The sequence below is a fragment of the Luteibacter sp. SG786 genome (genome assembly GCF_011759605.1).
In the GTDB taxonomy this organism is placed as follows: domain Bacteria; phylum Pseudomonadota; class Gammaproteobacteria; order Xanthomonadales; family Rhodanobacteraceae; genus Luteibacter.
Genome location: NZ_JAAOYX010000003.1, coordinates 24,757 through 42,808, shown reverse-complemented (window position 1 = coordinate 42,808; position 18,052 = coordinate 24,757). Strand labels below are relative to the sequence as shown.

General features: G+C 66.4%; 15 protein-coding genes. 8 read left to right on the top strand and 7 right to left on the bottom strand.

What is annotated here, in order from left to right; translation table 11 throughout:
* The first annotated feature begins 149 nt into the window (after positions 1-149).
* Positions 150-2,639, top strand: coding sequence for a TonB-dependent receptor (locus FHS47_RS16095; protein ID WP_167030401.1), 2,490 nt, complete (start codon positions 150-152; stop codon positions 2,637-2,639).
* Entirely contained in the window at positions 2,639-4,132 is a 1,494-nt protein-coding gene (locus FHS47_RS16090) for a CehA/McbA family metallohydrolase (protein ID WP_167030398.1), read from the top strand. The genes FHS47_RS16095 and FHS47_RS16090 overlap by 1 nt, the downstream gene beginning before the upstream one ends.
* A gap of 66 nt (positions 4,133-4,198) precedes the next feature.
* Here the strand turns inward: FHS47_RS16090 and FHS47_RS16085 are convergent, their stop codons facing one another.
* From FHS47_RS16085 to FHS47_RS16075, 3 genes are read right to left on the bottom strand one after another with little or no spacing between them, the layout of a single operon-like run.
* Positions 4,199-5,026 (bottom strand): ComF family protein, encoded by an 828-nt coding sequence (locus FHS47_RS16085; protein ID WP_167030395.1) that lies wholly within the window; start codon positions 5,024-5,026, stop codon positions 4,199-4,201.
* 45 nt (positions 5,027-5,071) lie between these two features.
* Complete coding sequence (locus FHS47_RS16080) at positions 5,072-6,649, bottom strand: GGDEF domain-containing protein (protein ID WP_167030392.1); 1,578 nt, start codon at positions 6,647-6,649, stop codon at positions 5,072-5,074.
* Between the two features lie 38 nt (positions 6,650-6,687).
* Positions 6,688-6,891 (bottom strand): hypothetical protein, encoded by a 204-nt coding sequence (locus FHS47_RS16075; protein WP_167030377.1) that lies wholly within the window; start codon positions 6,889-6,891, stop codon positions 6,688-6,690.
* A 138-nt stretch (positions 6,892-7,029) separates the two neighbouring features.
* On the opposite strand from FHS47_RS16075, the gene bioB reads away from it, so the two are divergent.
* Genes bioB through bioC form a run of 5 tightly spaced genes read left to right on the top strand, consistent with a single transcriptional unit; the run spans position 7,030 to position 11,668 of the window.
* Positions 7,030-8,034: a biotin synthase BioB gene (gene bioB / locus FHS47_RS16070; protein ID WP_167030374.1), complete on the top strand. Its 1,005-nt coding sequence runs from the start codon at positions 7,030-7,032 to the stop codon at positions 8,032-8,034.
* The gene (locus FHS47_RS16065; protein ID WP_167030371.1) at positions 8,031-9,248 is read left to right on the top strand and encodes an 8-amino-7-oxononanoate synthase; all 1,218 of its coding nucleotides are present in this window, start codon (positions 8,031-8,033) and stop codon (positions 9,246-9,248) included. Before bioB ends, FHS47_RS16065 begins: the two co-directional genes overlap by 4 nt.
* 28 nt (positions 9,249-9,276) lie before the next feature.
* Positions 9,277-10,014, top strand: a complete 738-nt coding sequence (locus tag FHS47_RS16060) for a sulfurtransferase (protein WP_167030367.1) — start codon at positions 9,277-9,279, stop codon at positions 10,012-10,014.
* Complete coding sequence (gene bioH, locus FHS47_RS16055) at positions 10,011-10,784, top strand: pimeloyl-ACP methyl ester esterase BioH (RefSeq protein ID WP_167030364.1); 774 nt, start codon at positions 10,011-10,013, stop codon at positions 10,782-10,784. Before FHS47_RS16060 ends, bioH begins: the two co-directional genes overlap by 4 nt.
* Positions 10,781-11,668, top strand: a complete 888-nt coding sequence (gene bioC / locus FHS47_RS16050; RefSeq protein ID WP_167030361.1) for a malonyl-ACP O-methyltransferase BioC — start codon at positions 10,781-10,783, stop codon at positions 11,666-11,668. Before bioH ends, bioC begins: the two co-directional genes overlap by 4 nt.
* 6 nt (positions 11,669-11,674) lie before the next feature.
* Here bioC and FHS47_RS16045 read toward each other — a convergent pair whose 3' ends face one another.
* The 4 genes from FHS47_RS16045 to FHS47_RS16030 form a co-directional block, all read right to left on the bottom strand.
* Positions 11,675-12,538, bottom strand: coding sequence for a DUF72 domain-containing protein (locus FHS47_RS16045; RefSeq protein ID WP_167030359.1), 864 nt, complete (start codon positions 12,536-12,538; stop codon positions 11,675-11,677).
* Between the two features lie 46 nt (positions 12,539-12,584).
* A complete protein-coding gene (locus FHS47_RS16040) occupies positions 12,585-13,133 on the bottom strand; it encodes a DNA-3-methyladenine glycosylase I (RefSeq protein ID WP_167030356.1) in 549 nt (182 codons plus the stop codon).
* Between the two features lie 154 nt (positions 13,134-13,287).
* Entirely contained in the window at positions 13,288-14,235 is a 948-nt protein-coding gene (locus tag FHS47_RS16035; protein ID WP_167030353.1) for a pyridoxal-phosphate dependent enzyme, read from the bottom strand.
* Complete coding sequence (locus FHS47_RS16030; protein WP_167030350.1) at positions 14,232-15,236, bottom strand: aldose epimerase; 1,005 nt, start codon at positions 15,234-15,236, stop codon at positions 14,232-14,234. Before FHS47_RS16030 ends, FHS47_RS16035 begins: the two co-directional genes overlap by 4 nt.
* A gap of 66 nt (positions 15,237-15,302) precedes the next feature.
* On the opposite strand from FHS47_RS16030, the gene pepN reads away from it, so the two are divergent.
* Complete coding sequence (pepN, locus tag FHS47_RS16025) at positions 15,303-17,951, top strand: aminopeptidase N (RefSeq protein ID WP_167030347.1); 2,649 nt, start codon at positions 15,303-15,305, stop codon at positions 17,949-17,951.
* The last annotated feature ends 101 nt before the right edge of the window (positions 17,952-18,052 follow it).

The window sequence follows — 18,052 nt, the reverse complement described above, 5'->3', positions numbered from 1 at the left end:
TAGGGCCGTCATGAAAGTTCAGCGTTCCCGTCATCGCTAACGAATAAGTTCCTGCGGGTCGCGGACCCACGGAGTGGCCGCGGGCCGCCGCAAGCTTGCGTGGTCCGAGGGGAGGGTTCGCGCAGCCCTTTCCCCGGAAGACCATCGACATGCGTGACACCCTGCTCAGCCGCGCCGTGCGCGCGGCCCTCCTCGGCGCGTTCCTCGTTCCCGCCGCGGCCTATGCCCAGGACAGCAACCCCGAAAAGAAGACCACCGACCTCGACAATGTCGTCGTCACCGCGCGCTCGGGCGTGGAGACACGCACCAAGGCGGAAACGAGTTACTCCATCACCACCATCGACGAGGACCGCCTGCGCATGCAGGCGCCCACCAGCGTCACCGAGGCGGTGAAGTCGGTGCCCGGTTTCTGGGTGGAGTCGTCCGGCGGCGAGGCATCGGGCAACATCCGCGCGCGCGGCATTCCGGTGGACGGCTACGGCTCGGTCACCCTGCTCGAAGACGGCATTCCGGTACAGCACGACCCCGCGCTCGGCTATCTCAATGCCGACCAGGCGTTCCGACTCGACGAAACGATCGAGCGCGTCGAGGTCGTCCGCGGCGGCCCCTCGTCGGTGTTCTATTCCAACGCGCCTGCCGGTGCCATCAACTTCATTCCCCGCAAGGTTGGCGACACGCCCGAAGGCCTGGTGAAGTACACGGTGGGCAATTATTCGCTGAATCGCCTGGACTTCTGGTACGGCACGCCCGTGGGTGGCGGCTGGAAGCTCGGCGTGGGCGGCTTCTGGCGGGTGGACGACGGCGTGCGGCGCCCGCAGTACCACGCGGACGACGGCGGCCAGCTGCGTGCCACCCTGTCCAGGGAGCTCGAGCACGGCGACATCAGTTTCGACGTCAAGCACATGGACGACAAGGTGGCGCTCTACCTCGGCATTCCGATGCGCACCAATGCCAACGGCGACATCCGCGCGGTGCCGGGCTTCAACGGCAACTACGGCACGCTTGCGGGCCCGGAAACGAAACACCTCCTCATGCGGGAGGGCAACGGAGGCCTGTACGACTTCGACAATACCGAAGGCACGCACGTCAAGCGCACGCAAGTGTCGTTCAAGTTCGACCATGACCTCGGCGACGACTGGAAGCTGGCCGAATCCATGCGGTACAGCACCACCGACACGCAGCGCAACGGTGTGTTCCCGAACGCATTGCAAAGCGCCAGTTCGTTCCTTGCCCAGGATGCCAAGCGCCTGTCTGCCATCCCGGGCGCCACGGCGCTCCAGTTCCGGTATGTGGACAACCCGTCGCAGGTATTCAACGTGGCCAACCAGAACGGCAACGGCCTTGTGGTGACCGAGGGACTGCGCGGCGTGACGTTGCCGGTGGACGAGTTCATCAACGACACACGCGTGCTGCGCAAGTTCGAGTTCGGCGAGCAGAGCCACGACGTCACGTTCGGCTACTACCACGCGAACTTCCAGCAGGATTTCGACCGCTACTCGTCCACCGTGCTGACCGATGCCACGAACAATGCCCGCCTGCTCGACCTCGTGGGCGTGGATGCCAACGGCAATGTCCTTGGTTCGCTGACCGACCACGGCTTCTACCGTTACGGCTACGAATGGGAACACGCGAGCGGCAAGTCGAATACCAACGCCTTCTATGCATCCGACGAATGGCAGGTGACGCCGGAGCTGCGCATCGATGGCGGCCTTCGCTACGAAAAGGTGAACGTGAAGGGCTTCACCGAAGGCAAGCAGACGGTGAACCTCGGCGGCTCACCCGCGGCGGCAACGGTGCTCACGGGTAACGGTGTAATGACGCACTACGACCAGTCGTTCGACAAGACCGGCTGGACCCTCGGCGCGAACTGGCAGTTCTCGCCGCGCCAGGGATTGTTCGCGCGCTGGACCTCGGCGTTCCGCCTGCCAAACCTCAGCACCTACATCACGAACCCGACGGCCACGCCGCTGCTGCAAACCATGGACCTGGCCGAGACGGGCTGGAAATACAGCGACCGCTTCGTTGATCTGTACGCGACCGCGTTCTACACGAAGTACGACAACGTCAGCTTCACCAACAACGTCTTCGACCGCAACGGCAACACGTCCACGCCGCAGACGGGCTACGCCACCACCAAGACCTATGGTCTGGAACTCGAGGGCACGTTCTATCCCAGCAAGTGGTTCGACGTGCAGTTCAACGCCACCCTGCAGGACCCGAAGTACAAGGGCCTGAGCTACACCGATGTGGTCGCGAATGCACCGGTGCTTCGTGACTACGACGACAACCAGCTGATCCGTGTGCCCAAGGTCAGCTATCGCATCGTGCCGGGCGTGAACCTGCTCGAAGGCCGCCTGCGCGTGCAGGTGTCGTATGAGCATGAAGGCAAGCGCTATGTCGACACGGCGAACTCAGTGGTGCTGCCGTCGTACCACGTGGTCGGCGCCAGCGCCCGCTACGACGCCACCCAGCAACTGTCGCTGTTCCTTTACGCCGACAACATCACGAACTCGCTCGGTCTCACCGAGGGCAACCCCCGAGCCGGCGAGCTGGCGAGCTCGGATGCGGGAGCCAATACCTTTATCGCCCGGCCGCTGCTCGGCCGCTCGTTCCGTCTCGCCGCGATGTACCGTTTCTGATGCGCGCCCTACTCGGTTTCGCACTCGCGTGTCTGACCGCCGTGGCCGCTGCGGCGGAGCGTGCGCCGGACCTGGTCCTTCGTGGCGAACTCAGCGGTGCCGACCAGCACACATACCGGGAGGTTCCGTTCGACGTGCCAGCGGGTACGTCGCGGATCACGGTGGATGTCGATTACACCGGACGCGAAGACAAGACGGTGATGGACCTCGGCCTGCTCGGCCCCGGGCCGTTCGAGGCCCAGGACGGCTTCCGCGGCTGGAGTGGCGGCAGCAAGCACCGCTTCACCGTGTCGGCCACGGATGCCACGGCTTCTTTCCTGCCGGGGGCCATCCAGCCGGGCCGGTGGCGTCTTCTCTTCGGCATACCGAACATTCGCGCCGCCTCGCACGCCACTTATACGGCCAAGGTGTGGTTCTCGCACGAGGATGAGGGCTTCGGGCCGGAGCATGGGCTGACCGCACCGTTGGCGACGGAAGATCGCTGGTATCGCGGCGACCTGCACATGCATTCGGCGCATAGCGACGGCGGTTGCCTCAATCTGTCCAGGACCGCGAAGGTGCCGTGCCCGCTGTTCTTCACCGTGGCCTCGGCGGCGAAGCGCGGGCTGGACTTCATCGCCCCGTCCGACCACAACACCATGTCGCAGGTGTCGGAGTTGCGCGAGTTGCAACCGTACTTTGACACGATGCTGTTGATTACCGCCCGCGAGATCACCACGTTCGAAGGCCATGCCAACCTGTTCGGCGTGTCCCGCACCGTGGATTTCCGCGTGGGAAGCAAGGCGGTACCGGACTGGAACGCGTTGCTTGCCGATGTCGCCCGCGCGCACGGCGTCATTTCGATCAATCATCCCAACCGTCCCAATGACGAAACCTGCATGGGTTGCGGGTTCACGCCGAAGAGCCCTGTGGACATGCGCGGGTTCCAGGCGATCGAGGCGGTCAATGGCACGGACACCGAGCGTCCCGAAACCGGCATTCCCTTCTGGGAAAAGCAGTTGAACGCCGGCCTGCGCGTCACGGCCATCGGCGGCAGCGACAGCCACATCGGCACGGACGATCCGCGCGACGCCCTCGCCGGGACCATCGGCACGCCCACCACGGTGGTGCATGCGCGGGAGCTTTCCATGGAGGGCATCCTCGACGGCATCCGCGCGGGACATGTCTTCGTGGACGTGGAGGGAACACACGACCGCTCGCTCGATGTCCTCGCGAGCACGGGCGCAGCCAGAGCGGGCATGGGCGATGCACTCCAGGTGGCGAATGGCGCCACGATGCATGTCGTCGCGCGCACGGCCGCGGTGGAGGGACGGCATGTCGTCGTCACCGTGGATGGCAAGCCACTGGCTTCCGCGGAGAAGCCGATTCCGGCCAATGGCGAGGTTTCGTTCGACTGGACCGGCGACGGCAAACGTCATTGGCTGCGCGTAGACGTGCGCTCGCCGCAGGGCAAGCTTCTGATCCTGGGTAATCCTGTCTACGTGAATCACTGAGGCGCAAGTCGCTGGATTCCCGCCTTCGCGGGAACGACGGTAGGTCAGGCTTCGGCACCGGCACCCTCACCCACGTCGCCCCTGCGAAGGCAGGGGCCCAGCGACTTTCGACACGCCCCGTTGCCCCGGCGAGGGCGTTCGCGCCAGCGCCCACACATCGACGCGTGCGACCCCCGCGGCAAGAAGCACCCGCGCGCATTCCGCCAGCGTCGCGCCGGTCGTCATCACGTCGTCGACAATGGCCACGTGCTTCTGCACGGGTACGCGCTTCACCGCAAAAGCCGCACGGACGTTCGTCGCACGCGCGGCCGCGTCCAGTTCGGTCTGCGCCCCGGTGGCGCGCGCACGGCCGAGCACGTCGTGTGCCAGCGGCAGTCCCAGGTGCCTCGCCAGCGACCGGGCCAGCTCCTGTGCCTGGTTGTATCCGCGCTGGCGCAACCGGCTCACATGCAGCGGCACCGGCACGAGCAACCCGGGCATGACGGGCGGCACGCCCGAAGACAACCAGCAGGTGGCCAGCACACGCCCCGCGGCGAGGCTTCCGGAAAACTTGAAGCGGCTTTCGAGAGCGTCCAGCGGCCACGCATAGACAAAGGGAACCCACACATCGTGCCATGGCGGCGGCTTCGTCTGGCACTGCCCGCACAGGGGCGTAGTGGCTGGCAAGGGGAGCGCACAGCGACTGCAACTCACGACATTGGTTACCAGGGATCGACGACAGCCGTCGCACAACTCACGGCTACCGCTGCCGGGCCCCTCACAGACGATGCAGCGCGGCGGCAGGACGAAACGCCCTGCCGCCGCCAGCCAGGCCTTGAACGGGGACACACGTACGAGTCGGCGGGGCTCCCCCACGGCAGGCAGGTTGCCAATGCTGCGGCGTCCATCGCTCATGGGAAACCCTCCTTCGGAAACACCTCCGTACCCATCCTGGTACGCCTATGGCAACGAAGCGACAGGACGCTCAACCGCTGCTGCCGCCGCGTAGCCGTTTCGGCCACCAGCCTTCGCACGATACAGCGCGTCATCGGCACGTCGCACCAGGCCTTCCGCGTCGAGTTCACTGGAGGTAGCGATGCCAATGCTCACCGTCACGCGCTGATCGATGCCGAGATCGAACGCCAGCGCGGCTTCGTACACCGATCGGTTCATGCGACGCGCAACGACTTGTGCTCCATCCTCCGCCGTATTGGGCAGAAGCACCACGAATTCTTCGCCGCCGTAGCGTGCGATGAAGTCAGCGGGGCGACGAAGGGTACCCGCGAGAAGGCGGGCCACCGCTTTCAACGCCGCGTCCCCGTCAAGATGGCCACGACTGTCATTGAATATCTTGAACCTGTCAACGTCGATCATGAGTGCACTGACCGGCTTATGCTCGCGCATGGACTCGCGAAGCCGCTCCCGCAAGGCGCTCTCGAAGGCACGGCGATTCGGAATGCCCGTCAATTCATCCAGGAGAGACACGCGCTCTACCGCGGCAAGTGCCTCCGCGAGACGGTCGCGCGTAGCCGCGAACCAGAATTGGGTCTGCACCACGCGAATCACGTAAGTCAGCATGGCCAGTGCCAGCACGATTTGCCCGAGCACACCCTGCGACCCGCGAACCCCAACGCTCAGCGCAAATATCGCGGCAAGCAGTATGCCCGGAGCGAAGCTGGCTGCGAGACGTCGAGCCCAGATGCGATCGGCCAGTTCGAACGTGCCCGGGTTTCGATTGCCATGAAGAAGGCAGATCAGAAACATGAAGACCAAGGTCGGTAGCGCATCGGCAATGGCTCCAACGATCACCGATCCGGTCAGTTGCTCGACGTGATTGTGCAAGGCAGAAGCCAATGCATAGGCCCCCAGAAAGATCGTCACCGTACGGAACGACCGGTACTCACGCTCGTCCGTGGCCGCCAGCAAGCGAACCAGGAATGCCATGAACAGGAGCACGTTTTCCGCGTCGAAGGCGAGTGCGACCCACGGCTCGTATTGGCTCCTCAGGAATCCGCGGTCGTCCTGCAGGTCTCGCACGCCCAGATAGCAAAGGATCACGAGCAGGATGAGAAGCGCGCCGTCCACCAGACGACGTGACGTCGTCGTGGGTTCGTCGCGCGTCGCAACCGCGGCATAAAGCAGCGGCAGCCCATAGCTGACGAAATAGACATAGGTCGATATCAGGTTCTGTTCGGCATCGGAGTTGGCAATCGCATTCCCCATGCCGATCACCCATAAACCGAGCCCCAGGGCGAGACAGAAAACGGTGCGTCGATCGAAGGCGGACGTGCGCGAATAACCGAGGGCCGTCGCGCTCGCCATGAGCGCAGCCAAAAGCATGAGGTAATACGCCAATTCGGGCATTTGACGCCCGACGACCCAGGGCAAGCCGAATTGGACAATGGGAGGCACGAGCAGCAGCGCTCCGTAACCCACGTAGCGACGCGTTCCAAGACCGGATTCCATAGACGCCCCCGCCCCTTTCACTTGAGCCATCCTGCCACGGTCGACCGTGGCTGGACCGTCGTCGTCAGCCATGCTTGAACGGGGACGCATCCATGCGCCAGGAATGGGCCTCAGTCGCGCCGATACATGGCCGCGTCGACGATCGACCAGAGATGGATGATCCAGCCGAGCCAGATCACCCACAGCACCGCGGCGAGCACAAACATGATCAACGCCTTGAACACCCGCCCCTGCACCAACTGCCCCAGGCCGGGGATGAAGAAACTGCAGATCGCGGCAAGCACGTTGCCGGTGCTGCCTTGTCCGTCGCTCATGCGTGCACCTCCTCGGGATATCGCGCCTCCATCCTACGGCACGCGATGGCCCCGCACTGTAAACCTGAAGATCATCGTTAAGGTTGACAGTACGACAACGGGTTTTCACACTCGCGGCTTCGCCACGGGATAACCGCCATGACCGCAGCCCTTCGCCACGACTGGTCCAGAGAGGAAGTCGAGCGCCTTTTCGCCTTACCGTTCAACGACCTGCTGTTCCAGGCCCAGACCATCCACCGGCAGTACCACGACCCCAATGCCGTGCAGGTCTCGACCCTGCTCTCGATCAAGACCGGTGGGTGTCCCGAGGATTGTGCCTACTGTCCGCAGGCCGCCCGCTACGCCACCGGGGTGAAGGCCGAGAAGTTGATGAGCGTGGAGGCCGTGCTCGCCAAGGCACAGGCCGCCAAGGATGCGGGGGCAAGCCGTTTCTGCATGGGTGCCGCATGGCGTTCGCCGAAGGACCGCGACGTGGCGAAGGTGGCCAAAATCGTCAGTGCGGTGAAGTCGCTGGGACTGCAGACGTGCGCCACGCTGGGTATGCTCACCCAGCCGCAGGCCGACACGCTCAAGGCGGCCGGGCTGGACTTCTACAACCACAATCTGGACACGTCGCCCGACTTCTACGGCGAGATCATCCACACGCGCGAATACCAGGACCGTCTCGACACGCTGGAACACGTGCGCGAGGCCGGCCTGAGAACCTGCTGCGGCGGCATCGTCGGCATGGGCGAGTCGCGTGCCCAGCGCGCCGGGCTGCTCGCCACGCTGGCCAACCTGCCGGAACATCCGGAATCGGTGCCCATCAACCGTCTGGTGCAGGTGGCGGGAACGCCGCTGGCCGGCACCGAGGCCCTCGATCCTTTTGAGTTCGTGCGCAGCATCGCCGTGGCGCGCATTCTGATGCCCGCATCGGTGGTGCGCCTGTCGGCCGGACGCGAGACGATGGACGATGCCTTGCAGGCGCTGTGTTTCGCTGCCGGCGCCAATTCCATCTTCTACGGTGAAAAGCTGCTGACGACCGGCAACCCCGACGTGGAGCACGACCGCCGCCTCTTCGAGCGGCTCGGTCTGAAGCCGATGGACGTGGAGGTCGAGCCCGGCACGGTGCACGCCGATATCGTGGAACCGGCCGAGGCGTGAACCGGCCGGATCTCCTCGCCCGCCTGGAAAGCGCACGCGCTGCGCGGGAACAGGCGGGACTGCTCCGGCGCGCGCGCGTCTGCGACGCCCTTGGCGCACGGCGCATCGTGCGCGGCCGCGCGCTGGTGGACTTCTGCGGCAACGACTACCTCGGCCTCGCGGGACACCGTGACCTTGTCGCGGCGCTTTCGCGCACGGCGGCCGCGGAAGGCGTCGGCACGGGTGCGGCACACCTGGTGTCGGGCCACCGCGGCGAGCACGCGGCGCTGGAGGAGGAACTGGCCGAATGGACGGGGCGCGAGCGCGCGTTGCTGTTTTCCACCGGCGTCATGGCGAACCTGGGCGCGATGCAGGCGCTGCTCGGTGCGGGCGCGATGCCGGTGCCGGGGCGCGCTTCGACCCTGTGCGTGCAGGACCGACTGAATCACGCAAGCCTGATCGACGGCGCGCAACTGGCGGGCGCCGAACTGCGGCGTTACCCCCACGCCGACGCGGAAGGCGCGGCCCGGCAGCTCGACGCGCGCCCGGAACTTCCCGCCGTGGTCGCCACCGACGGCGTGTTCAGCATGGACGGCGATGTCGCGCCGCTCCCGGCCCTGGCCGCGGTGTGCCGCGCGCGCGGCGCACTTCTCTACGTGGACGACGCGCACGGCCTGGGCGTGCTGGGCGTGCAGGGCGCGGGATCCGTGAGTGCCGCCGGGCTGAGCACGGGCGACGTGCCCGTTCTGATGGGCACCCTGGGCAAGGCGCTCGGCTGCGCGGGCGCGTTCCTCGCCGGCGACGCCGCCGTGATCGAGGGCATCGCCCAGTTCGCGCGCACTTACGTGTACACCACGGCGATGCCCGCGGCGCTGGCGGCAGCCACGCGGGCCGCCCTGCGCCTGGTCCGCTTCGATCGCGAGGGGCGGCGGGAGAAACTGGCGGCCAATATCGCCCGCTTCCGCACCGGAGCGGCCCACCTGGGGCTGCCGCTCATGCCTTCCGCCACGCCGATCCAGCCGATGCCCATGGGCACGGCCGCCGCGGCCGTCGCCGCAGCCGCAGCGCTGGAAGACGCCGGGTTCCTGGTGGTGGCCATCCGGCCGCCCACGGTTCCCCAGGGCAGCGCCCGCCTGCGCATCACGCTCTCGGCGCAGCACACGCCGGACCGGATCGACGCCCTGCTGGATGCCCTGGCGCGCCTGCCCCGTCCTGTGGAAAGCGCGGTCGTATAATGGACGGTCGCACTACCCGAGCCAGCCCATGACGATCCTCAATATCTCCGCCTACAAGTTCGTCGGGCTCGACGACCTCGAAAGCCTGCGGGCGCGGATCGTCGAGCGCTGCGAGGCGTTGGCCTTGAAAGGCACGGTGCTGCTCGCCCCGGAAGGCATCAACCTGTTCCTCGCGGCACCGCGCGGTGCGGTGGAGGCCTTCCTCGTCTGGCTGCGCGAGGATCCTCGTTTCGCCGACATCGTGCCCAAGGAAAGCCTTTCGGACGAGGCGCCGTTCGCACGCATGCGCGTACGCCTGAAGAAGGAAATCATCACGATGCGGGCGCCGGCCATACGGCCCGCCGAAGGCCGCGCGCCGCACGTGCTGCCCACCGATCTGCGGCGTTGGCTAGACCAGGGCCACGACGACGCCGGCCGGCCCGTGGTGCTGCTCGACACGCGCAACGACTACGAAGTGGCCGCGGGCACGTTCGAGAACACGGTGGCCTACGGGCTTTCCAGCTTCACCGGCTTTCCCGCCGCCGTGGCCGCCGATCGCGAGCGCTTCGAAGGCAAGACGGTGGTCTCGTTCTGCACCGGGGGCATCCGCTGCGAGAAGGCCGCGATCCACATGCGCGAGATCGGCATCGACAACGTGTTCCAGCTCGAAGGCGGCATCCTCAAGTATTTCGAGGAAGTGGGCGGCGCGCATTGGCGTGGCGACTGCTTCGTATTCGACGGGCGGGGCGCGCTCGATCCCACCCTCGCGCCGAGCGACGTGGCATGAGCGGGCTGCACATCGAAACGCACGGCAGCGGTCCGGTGCCGCTGGTGATGATCCATGGCTGGGCCATGCACGGCGGCATCCTCGCTCCCCTCGTCGAAGCACTGGCGGACCGCTGCACGATGTACGTCGTGGATCTGCCCGGCCACGGCTATTCCTGCCAGTCCTCCATTCCGCTCGAACCGCAGGCGTGTGCGCGCGCCATCGCCGATGCGACCCCTCCGGCCGTCTGGCTTGGCTGGTCGCTGGGCGGTCTTGTCGCGATGACGGCCGCGCTCGACGTGCCGGACGCCGTGCGCGCTGTCGTACCGGTCTGCGCCACGCCGCGTTTCATACGTGGCGACGACTGGCCGTACGGCAACGACGCGACCATGGTGCGCCAGCTGGCCGCGGACCTGGAGGCGGACTACAAGGCCACGGTGGAACGCTTCATCGCGCTCGAGGCCATGGGCAGCGCGGACCCTCGCGCCGAGGCCCGACGCCTGAAGGAGGAAGCCTTCGCGCGCGGCGAACCCGATCCCCGCGTGCTCATGGAAGGCCTTCGCCTCCTAGAGAGCGCCGATCTGCGTTCGCGCCTTCCCGACATCGATCGGCCTAGTCTCTGGGTGGCCGGCCGACGCGATCGCATCGTGCATCCAGAGGCGATGCGCTGGTCCGCCGAGGCCGCCGACGGGCACTTCGAGGAAATCGCGCACGCCGGGCACGCCCCCTTCATCGGACACGCCGCCGTCGTGGCGGACGTCCTGCACCGGTTCATCGACACACGATCATGAGCGACTTCCATTTCGACCGACGCCAGGTTCGCCGCAACTTCGGTCGCGCCGCCGGCACCTACGAAAAGCACGACGCGCTCCAGCGCGAGGTGCAATCGACGCTTGTCGAACGGCTCGACATCTACGAACAGGAGCCGCAGGTCGTACTCGATGTCGGCGCCGGCACGGGCCGCGGCAGCGCCGCGCTGAAGAAGCGCTACCCCAAGGCGCAGGTGATCGCCATGGATCTCGCGCTGCCGATGCTGCGGCAAGCGAAACATCACGCCGGCTGGTTGAAGCCCTTCGGGCGCGTCGCTGCCGATGCCTACACGCTGCCCGTGCCGGATCACAGTGTGGACCTGCTCTTCTCGAACCTCTGTTTCCAGTGGTGCGAAGATCTTCCTCGTCTGTTCGCCGAATGCGCTCGCGTGCTCAAGCCCGGCGGACTGCTCACGTTCTCCACGTTCGGACCGGACACACTGAAAGAACTGCGCGCCGCATGGGCCGAAGCGGACCAGCAGGCGCACGTGGCCCGATTCCTCGACATGCACGACGTGGGCGACGCGATGCTGGCGCAGGGATTGAAAGATCCCGTGCTGTTCGCGGAGCGCTACACCCTCACGTACCCGACACCTCGCGCATTGCTCGACGAGTTGAAGGGGCTGGGCGCGAACAACGCGGATGCCGACCGCCCGCGCGGGCTCACCGGCAAAACGCATTACCGCCGCATGATCGATGCATATGAGGCCATGCGCAGCGACGGCGTCATTCCATCGACGTGGGAAGTTGTCACGGCCCACGCCTGGGGCCCGCCCGCCGGCCAGTCGCGCCGCGAAGGCAGTGGCGAGATAGCCAGTTTTCCGATCGAGAACCTGCGCGGTTCGCGGCGGAAGACGCCGTTCTAGCGCTAACTACAACAAGGCCGCCAGCGCATGCGCATCGCGCGGCGCCTTCACTTTCATGTCGTTGTCGAAATAGACGTAGACATCGCGCGACGTCCGCTTGGGCGGCGCGGACCGAGAGATGCGAGGATCCTTCGCGGGCTGCGCGCCACGGCGCCAGGCGCGGATGCGCCGCGCCCAATCGTGCAATGCATCGTCGCTGTAACCGCTGGCGTAGAGCTTCTTGTCGCCGTGCAGGCGCACGTAGACGAAGGGCGCGGTGACGTCGAAGTAACGGGGAAACTTGCCGGCCGTGTCGGCCACCACGAACGCCACGCCGTACTTGCGCAGCAGTGTGACGAAAGCCGGATCCACGAAGCTTTCGTGGCGGATCTCCACCGCATGGCGAAGCCGGTGGCTACGCCCCACGTCGAGGTACGCCTTCCGTTTCAAGTGGGTGTCGTGCCTCCGCCCCAGGGCGGCCGCCGCCATCGTCGTGCGCGGAAGCATGGCGAGGAACGCCTCGAACACCTGTGGGTCGAAACGAAAGTTCGGCGGGAATTGCCAAAGCATGGGGCCGAGTTTCTCGCGCAGCGCCAGCACGCCTGAAGCGAAAAAGTTCGCCATCGGTTTCTCGATGTCGCGCAGGCGCTTGTTGTGCGTGATGAAGCGCGGCCCCTTCACCGCGAAGACAAAGCCACGCGGCGTGTCCTCGTACCATGAAAGATAGCTCTCCGGCCGTTGCAACGAGTAGAACGAGCCGTTGAGCTCGATCGTCGGGAACTCGCGCGACGCAAAGGACAGCTCGTCTTTCTGGACGAGATCCCTGGGATAGAAGACGCCACGCCAGGGGCTGTAGCGCCAGCCGGATATGCCGATCCGTGTCGTTGCCATGGGCCCATGGCAACGCGTTGGCGGTGCAGCCGCGGTGAACGTGGCGTCAGCGGCGACGAAAGCATTCGCACGCGTGGTCGTCGACCAGCCCGGCGGACTGCATCATGGCGTAGCAGATGGCGGTACCGGCGAAACGAAAGCCCCGTTTGCGCAGGACCGCGCTCAAGCGATCGGACGCCTCGTCGAACATGGGCATGGGGTCGCTGTCGTGGCGGGTGTTCACCTTTGGCACGCCGCCGACGAACGACCATAGGAACGCAGAGAAGGAGCCCTCCTCCGCGACGATACGAGCGACGAGCCGGGCATTGGTCCGTATGGCCTCGATCTTCAGCCGGTTACGAATGACGGCACGATCGGCCAGCACCGTCGCCATCTCGGCGTCGCTCATGGCCGCGACGGCGGCGATATCGAAGCCATGAAACGCGCGGCGAAACGCGTCGCGCTTGGTAAGGACGATGCGCCAGGCCAAACCGGCCTGCACGCCTCTCAATGCCAGCGTCTCGAAGAGGAGACGATCGTCGTGAACGGGCACACCCCACTCGGTGTCGTGATAGACGCGTTCCGCGTCGTTCTGCTCGGCCCATGCGCAGCGCATAGCCACCTCGCGAACTTCCCTGAAGGACGAGCGAGGTTACAGTCCGGTCTTTTTCGGCGGTGTCCGCTGGCGGCGTGGCCTCATGTGCGCATGCGTGCGGCCGCTGCATCGTAAGCCGCTGTCATCCGGGTTGGGCGCCACCCACAGGTATGCGTCACCACGGCAAGGCATCGAGGTCGACGTTGCCACCCGTAAGGACGGCGCCGACGCGGCGGCCGGCAAAGGCTCGCGGATAGCGCAGCACGGCGGCCAGCACGGTGGCGCTCGACACTTCGACGACGATCCGCAATTCGCTCCACAACAACTTCATGGCTGCAATCGCTTCCGCGTCGCTCACCCGCAGCACCCGGACACCATGATCGCGCAGCGCGTGGAAGTTGGGCTCGCCGATCAGGGTACGCAGGCCGTCGCAGATCGTATCGGCAACGAACGGGCCGACACGCTCATCGGCCTCGAGCGAGCGGGCGGCGTCGTCCGCGCCTTCGGGCTCTGCGCCGAAGAGGGCGATGCCGGGGTCGATGCCATGCGCAGCGATGGAGCACCCGGAAGCAAGACCGCCGCCGCCGACGGGAAAGAGCACCGTGTCGAGACCGGGCGCCTGACGGAAGAGTTCGGGAACCAGCGTGCCCTGCCCCGCCATGACGCGTGGGTCGGCGTAGGGATGCACCAGCGTCGCGCCGGTGTTCGCCTGGATCTCGGCCGCCGCCGCCTCGCGCGCCGCTGTGGTGGGCGCGCAGCGGTGCACGGTGGCGCCGGCGGCGAGGATCGCATCGACCTTCGCCTTTACTGCGCCGTCCGGCACGACCACGTGCGCGGGAATGCCGCGCGTACGCGCGGCCATCGCGAGCGCGTTGCCGTGGTTGCCCGACGAATGGGTGACGACGCCACCGGCGGCTTCATCCTCGCCCAGCGACCACACCGCATTGGTGGCACCGCGGAACTTGAAGGCGCCGCCGCGTTGCAGGTTTTCGCACTTGAACACGATCGGCGTACCGACGAGTTCGTCGATGCGGTCGCTGCGCAGTACGGGCGTCACCGTGGCATACGGCGCGATGCGTGCCGCGGCATCGCGGATGTCGGCGAAGCTGGGCAGAGGATTCAACGGTCGAACTCCACGCCGCAGATGAAGCGGCGTTCCTCGCCGACGGGCAGCGTCACGAGGGGCGTGCAGTCGTCGCGATTGAAGGCGTCCGCCATGCATTCCATCGGCTCGAGGGCCACCGACTTGCGCGCATCGCGCTCGGCCGTGTCCGAGGTGAACACGAGCATGACACCCTTCTCCTGCCATACCGCGATGCCGATACCGCTTTTGGGATCGCGCAGACGCGTGCGGGCGCGGCCGTCGGCATCGAGCTGGAGGTCGGTGTACGTGTTGTTCAGGGCAAGGTCGCCGATCGGCCGCGGCTTGCGGAAATCGAGACTCGCATCGGCCTTGTCCAGCGCCTTCCAGGCACGTGTGCCGGGCAAGGGAATGAAGTCTTCGCCGGTGGCGATGACGGTGTCGGCCGGCACCTGCAACTCCCATCCCTCGATGGGATTGTCGGAGAGCCGGAAGTACGGGTGCCAGCCGAAGAAAGCGGGAGCGGCGTGGTCGCCGACGTTTCGCGTTCTGGATTCCACCGTCAGGCCCTTGTCGTCGAGCGTGAAGGTGACCGCCACGTCGAGCGAGAACGGATAGCCCGGATTCGTCTCCGGACGAATCGCGCGGGTGAACAGCGTGACCGAGGCGTGGTCGTCGTCGGCATGTTCCCGCTGGACGTCGAACGTCACGGCGCGCACGAAACCGTGACGGATCGCCCGGTCGGCACCGACGGCACCCGGCTGCAAATCGTAGGATTTTCCTTCAAACGTATAGCGCGCGTCATTCACGCGGTTGGCGAACGGCGCCATGATCGCGAAGCGCGATCCCTTGTGCCCGAGCAGTTCTTTCTCGTCGCGGAAGCCGTCGGCGATGTCGCGACGCGCCTCCGGGGAACACGTGACGATGGAGAGCACGGTGGCGCCGCGGCGGGCGATGCGAACCTCGCGGTCCGCGTCCGCGTCGACGAGCACCACCAGTTCCTGGGCGCCCAGGGACGAACGCGCAACGGTGAAGCGAGACATGATGTCTTCCTTTTGACGGATTCGGACGCATGTTAGCCTGCTTGGGACCAAACGACGTGTGCAGCCATGAGCGACCGCTCCGACACCCCCACCTCCGTCATCCGCCTCTCCGAGTACCGCCCCCCGGCGTGGTCGGTGGAGCACGTCGACCTCGCGTTCGACCTGGGCATCGACCGTACCGAGGTCGCCGCCACACTGGAGATGGTGCGCCAGGCCGATGAGCCGGTCCGGCTGGACGGCGAAGGGCTTGAGCTGCTCGAACTCTCGGTCAACGGGCGGCGTCTCGGTGAGGGCGAATACATCCTCGCCAACGGCGTTCTCGAAGTGGCGGTGGAAGGCGATCGCTGCACGATCGCCACGCGCGTCGCCATCCGCCCGGCGGAAAACACCGCGCTCGAGGGGCTCTACCTTTCCGGCAGCCGCGACAACGGCTTCCTGCTCACCCAGTGCGAGGCCGAGGGTTTCCGCCACATCACCTTTTTCCCCGACCGCCCCGACGTCCTTTCGCGTTACACGGTGACGCTCCGCGCCGACAGGCAGCGCTTCCCCGTGTTGCTGGCGGGCGGGAATCCCGACGGCGCGGGCGAACTCGACGGCGGCCGCCATTGGGCGCGTTTCGTCGACCCGCACCCGAAACCCAGCTACCTCTTCGCCGTGGTGGCCGGCCGGCTCGAACGGATCAGCCACGACTACACCACCGCGGACGGCCGGGCCGTGGCGCTGCATATCTGGGCCGAACCCGATGCCATAGGTCGCTGCGGTTATGCGATGGACTCGCTGATCCGTTCGATGCAATGGGACGAACGCGTTTACGGAAGAAATTACGATCTGGACGTCTTCCATGTCGTCGCCACGCACGACTTCAACATGGGCGCGATGGAGAACAAGGGGCTCAACATCTTCAACGCGAAGTACCTGCTGGCCGATCCCGATTCGAGCACCGACGACGAGTACCGGCACGTGGAAGCCGTGGTGGCGCACGAATATTTCCACAACTGGAGCGGCAACCGCGTCACCTGCAGGGACTGGTTCCAGCTCAGTCTCAAGGAAGGGCTCACCGTCTTCCGCGAACAGAGCTTTTCCGCGGACATGAATTCGGTGCCGCTGAAGCGCATCGAAGACGTCGCCCTGCTCCGCCGCGCGCAGTTTCCGGAAGACGCCGGCCCGCTGTCGCATCCGGTACGGCCGTCGCAGTACAGCGAGATCAACAACTTCTACACCGCCACGGTCTACGAAAAGGGCTCCGAACTGGTCCGCATGCTTGCCGGCCACCTCGGCCCGGGCGGCTTCCGCAAGGGCATGGACCTGTACTTCGACCGGCACGACGGACAGGCCGCCACGATCGAGGATTTTCTTGCAGCGCTCGGCGAAGCGAATGGCATCGACCTGTCGTCCTATCTCGCCTGGTACGGGCAGGCCGGCACGCCGCGTCTCACTGCGGAGGGTCGCTTCGACCCGGCGCAGCGTCGCTATCGGCTTACCTTGCGCCAGCGCACGCCGGCCACAGCCGGTCAGCCCACCAAGCAGCCGCTACCCATTCCGGTCCGGCTGTCGTTGTTCGACCGCGACGGCCATGCCCTGCCCCTGCGCCTCGAAGGTGAAAGCACGAGTGGCGGCACGGAACGTACGGTGGTCCTCGATACGGCGGACCGCAGCTTCGTATTCGAAGACGTGGGCGCCGCGCCGGTACCCTCGCTGCTGCGCGGTTTCTCGGCGCCCGTCATCCTGGAAAGCGACTATCAGCCGGACGAACTGGCGATCCTGCTCCGCCACGATGCGGACGGCTTCAATCGCTGGGAAGCCGGCCAGCAGCTCGCGGGACTGGCCTACGACGACTGCCGGGAAGGAAACGCCGGCGGCTCCGCCCTGGCGGCGTGGACCGGGGCCCTGGCGGATATCTTCGCCGAGGGCCGGCTGGACGATGCGTTGCTTGCCGAACTGCTTACGCCGCCCGGCGAAATCGAGCTCGTCGAGCGCCAGCCGGAACGCGATCCGGAGCGCATCCGCGACGCGCGCCAGGCCATGCTCCGCGATCTGGCCGGGCGTATCGGCGTGGCGGCGCTGCGCGAGCGCTACGAGTCGCTTCGCGCCGCGTCCGGCGCGGCGCTCGATGCCGCGAGCCAGGCGCGCCGGCAGCTGAAACGCCGCGTGCTCGACCTGCTCGCCCTGGTCGACCCGGACGGCACGAGAGAGCGGGCTCTTGCCCAATACGAAGAGGCGCCGGCGATGACCGACCGCCTGGCGGCCCTCACCACGCTCGCCACCTATGCACCCTCCGCCGCCGAGGCGCCCATCGCGCATTTCCGCCAGCGCTACGACGGCAACGCATTGGCGCTGGACAAGTGGTTCGCCATGCAGGCGCTCCTGCCCGGCGCCGACGCGCTGGCGCGAGTGCAGGCGCTGGAAGACGATCCGGCGTTCACGCTCAAGAACCCGAACCGCGTGCAGTCGCTGCTGGGCAGCTTCGCACGGGCGAACCCCACCGGGTTCCATCGCGCGGACGGCGCGTCCTATCGCTGGCTGGCCGACCGGCTGGTGGCCATCGACGCGCTCAACCCCCAGGTCGCGGCAAGGGTGGCCACCGCCTTCAACGGCTGGAAGCGGCTCGAACCGGCGCGGCGGGAAGCGGCACATGCCTCCGTTGCTGCGCTAGCCGCGCGGACGGATCTCTCGCGCGACCTCACCGACATCCTGGCAAGGGTCGCTCTTGGCTAGTGCCTTTCGAGGAAAAAACTGACGCACTGCGTCACCAATTGCCGAAATACAGCACGTTCTTGACGCAAAAGTCACACATGGTTCATTCGGACAGTGTAGTG

What these genes read in the sequence shown, in the direction of transcription:
- FHS47_RS16095 (WP_167030401.1), top strand. Translation starts at nt 150, where the DNA reads ATGCGTGACACCCTGCTCAGCCGCGCCGTGCGCGCGGCCCTCCTCGGC.
- FHS47_RS16090 (WP_167030398.1), top strand. Translation starts at nt 2,639, where the DNA reads ATGCGCGCCCTACTCGGTTTCGCACTCGCGTGTCTGACCGCCGTGGCC.
- FHS47_RS16085 (WP_167030395.1), bottom strand. Translation starts at nt 5,026, where the DNA reads ATGAGCGATGGACGCCGCAGCATTGGCAACCTGCCTGCCGTGGGGGAG.
- FHS47_RS16080 (WP_167030392.1), bottom strand. Translation starts at nt 6,649, where the DNA reads ATGGCTGACGACGACGGTCCAGCCACGGTCGACCGTGGCAGGATGGCT.
- FHS47_RS16075 (WP_167030377.1), bottom strand. Translation starts at nt 6,891, where the DNA reads ATGAGCGACGGACAAGGCAGCACCGGCAACGTGCTTGCCGCGATCTGC.
- bioB (WP_167030374.1), top strand. Translation starts at nt 7,030, where the DNA reads ATGACCGCAGCCCTTCGCCACGACTGGTCCAGAGAGGAAGTCGAGCGC.
- FHS47_RS16060 (WP_167030367.1), top strand. Translation starts at nt 9,277, where the DNA reads ATGACGATCCTCAATATCTCCGCCTACAAGTTCGTCGGGCTCGACGAC.
- bioH (WP_167030364.1), top strand. Translation starts at nt 10,011, where the DNA reads ATGAGCGGGCTGCACATCGAAACGCACGGCAGCGGTCCGGTGCCGCTG.
- bioC (WP_167030361.1), top strand. Translation starts at nt 10,781, where the DNA reads ATGAGCGACTTCCATTTCGACCGACGCCAGGTTCGCCGCAACTTCGGT.
- FHS47_RS16045 (WP_167030359.1), bottom strand. Translation starts at nt 12,538, where the DNA reads ATGGCAACGACACGGATCGGCATATCCGGCTGGCGCTACAGCCCCTGG.
- FHS47_RS16040 (WP_167030356.1), bottom strand. Translation starts at nt 13,133, where the DNA reads ATGCGCTGCGCATGGGCCGAGCAGAACGACGCGGAACGCGTCTATCAC.
- FHS47_RS16030 (WP_167030350.1), bottom strand. Translation starts at nt 15,236, where the DNA reads ATGTCTCGCTTCACCGTTGCGCGTTCGTCCCTGGGCGCCCAGGAACTG.
- pepN (WP_167030347.1), top strand. Translation starts at nt 15,303, where the DNA reads ATGAGCGACCGCTCCGACACCCCCACCTCCGTCATCCGCCTCTCCGAG.